Origin of the sequence: Pantoea sp. RG18 (assembly GCF_025910075.1) — a bacterium.
Classification (GTDB): domain Bacteria; phylum Pseudomonadota; class Gammaproteobacteria; order Enterobacterales; family Enterobacteriaceae; genus Pantoea; species Pantoea agglomerans.
Window position 1 is genome coordinate 1 of the sequence record NZ_JAPCIL010000030.1, and the last position, 1,869, is coordinate 1,869.

The 1,869-nt window shown below is 55.3% G+C and carries 2 protein-coding genes; both read right to left on the bottom strand.

From position 1 onward, the window contains the following. Positions 1 to 58 precede the first annotated feature (58 nt). Positions 59 to 1,348: an ISL3 family transposase gene (locus tag OK409_RS22395; RefSeq protein WP_023343400.1), complete on the bottom strand. Its 1,290-nt coding sequence runs from the start codon at positions 1,346 to 1,348 to the stop codon at positions 59 to 61. Between the two features lie 14 nt (positions 1,349 to 1,362). Continuing rightward, positions 1,363 to 1,680, bottom strand: coding sequence for a DMT family transporter (locus OK409_RS22400; protein ID WP_264367558.1), 318 nt, complete (start codon positions 1,678 to 1,680; stop codon positions 1,363 to 1,365). Between the last annotated feature and the right edge of the window lie 189 nt (positions 1,681 to 1,869).

Here is a 1,869-nt window from a genome sequence, read left to right on the forward strand (position 1 = left end):
GGGTATCCGGATTTAATGGTTGATGGGGCTCCTTCACCCCACCAACCTTATACCACCCTCAGATGGTTGATAGATCGACCCCGTAATTGAGTTCCTCTGCGAAATCCGACAGTCCGTAACAGATGGTTTTCTTGTAGAATGGAGAGACCTTCGCAGTTGAGGCCTTCTTCTTGTGCTTCGTGGTGTAGAGCATTCGTGCCCGCATCACCTCGAAGGAGTAACCACGCCCTTCACGGTTCTTGTCCTTGGCCAGTCGGTTGATGGATTCCGTGTAAGCATTGGTGACGGGCATATCCGTCTCGAAGTAGGTCATGATCTCTTCGCGCCAGTTGCCCACCGCTCTGACCAGATCGCTCCAGATTTCCTTCTGGCCTTTCGGGACGGTGGCTATCCACTCGTCCAGGGCGGCTTCTGCCTGGGAGCGCGTGATGGCATCCCAGATGCCGTAGAAGTGCTCCTTGTGCTCGTAGGCGGCCAGCAGTTGCGGGAATGCGCCTGTCCAGGTCTCCATGATCAGCCGCTCTCGGTCTGAGACTTCGTGAGCGCGTTTCAGCAGGATTTTCCGGTCTCCCTTGAGGGTTCGGCTCTGGGAGGGTTTCAGCTCCTTTCTTAGGCCCTTGCGCACCTTCTCCAAGGCATCATTGGCCATGCGCACCACATGGAATTTATCGACCACGATACGGGCCTGTGGTAGCACCGTCTTGACCGCCGTACGGTAGGGGTTCCACATGTCCATGCTGACGATCTCGACCTTCTGCCGGTCTTTCAGCTTCATCAGGTAGTTGGTCACCAAGTCCTGCCGGCGGGTGGTCAGCAGGTCGAGCAGGGTTCTCTCCTCGATGTTGGTCAGAATGCAGCGGTAGCGCTTGTTCAGGTACAGCTCGTCTATACCCAGAATGCGAGGCGTCTCGAATCGGTGCCAGCGCCCCAGGAACTCGGCGCGAGCGCTGAAGATGTCGCGTACCGTCTTCTCGTCCAGGCCAGTCTGCGCCGCCACGAAGGTGTAGGGGTGGTTGAAGGATTCTTTCTCCACGTACTCATGCAGCCGCCGCGTCATGCGGAAGCCGTCCACCATCTCCGGTAGCTGGGGCCTGAAGGAGGTCTTGCAGGCCCGGCAGGTGTACCGGCGACGAACCACCCAGAGGGTGACCCGCTTGCCGTGGATGGGCAAATCACGATAAGGAACATCACGCTTGCCGAACCGCACGATTTCACCCTGCACGCCACATTTCTCGCACGCGATGGGATCGGGTGCGTCCACCTGGAAGTGCATTTCGTCGTCTGTCGACTTGGAGTCCCTGACCTCATAATTTGAGAGGTTAATAAGGCCAGTAACGAGACCCATCATTAATAACCTCGATGTCAGGCGCTGGATAGTTTCATTAACACCAACCCTGAAACAATGAGGATCGCAGCAATGATTCTCGCTGCATTAACCGGTTCAGCCAAAAATGCGATTCCGACAAGAAAAGCGCCTACAGCTCCTATTCCCGTCCAGATTGTGTAGGCAGTTCCGAGTGGAATAGTTCGCATGGCGACTGCTAACAGCCAGAAGCTGGCCACCATTATAGAAATCGTGATGATCGATGGTAAGAGCCGACTGAAGCCATGAGATTGCTTCATTGTGTAAGCCCACACAATCTCAAGGACACCGGCAACGAGAAGATATACCCAAGGCATTGACCCCTCCGAAATATAACGGGGCCAGGTCGTCCTGGTCATTACTTCCCAAGGTGGGGGAGGTCGTCCTCCTATAGATGGACTGATACTAACCCGCGAAGGGAGGCTGATCAACCATATTCTCCGGTGAGAAAGTGGGAATTACAGGCTGCCAGCAAAGGAGATATCAACCAGATATTCCGGTTACCC

Excerpts from the sequence above, each read along its gene's own strand:
- OK409_RS22400 (WP_264367558.1), bottom strand. The coding sequence starts at position 1,680 with ATGCCTTGGGTATATCTTCTCGTTGCCGGTGTCCTTGAGATTGTGTGG.
- OK409_RS22395 (WP_023343400.1), bottom strand. The coding sequence starts at position 1,348 with ATGATGGGTCTCGTTACTGGCCTTATTAACCTCTCAAATTATGAGGTC.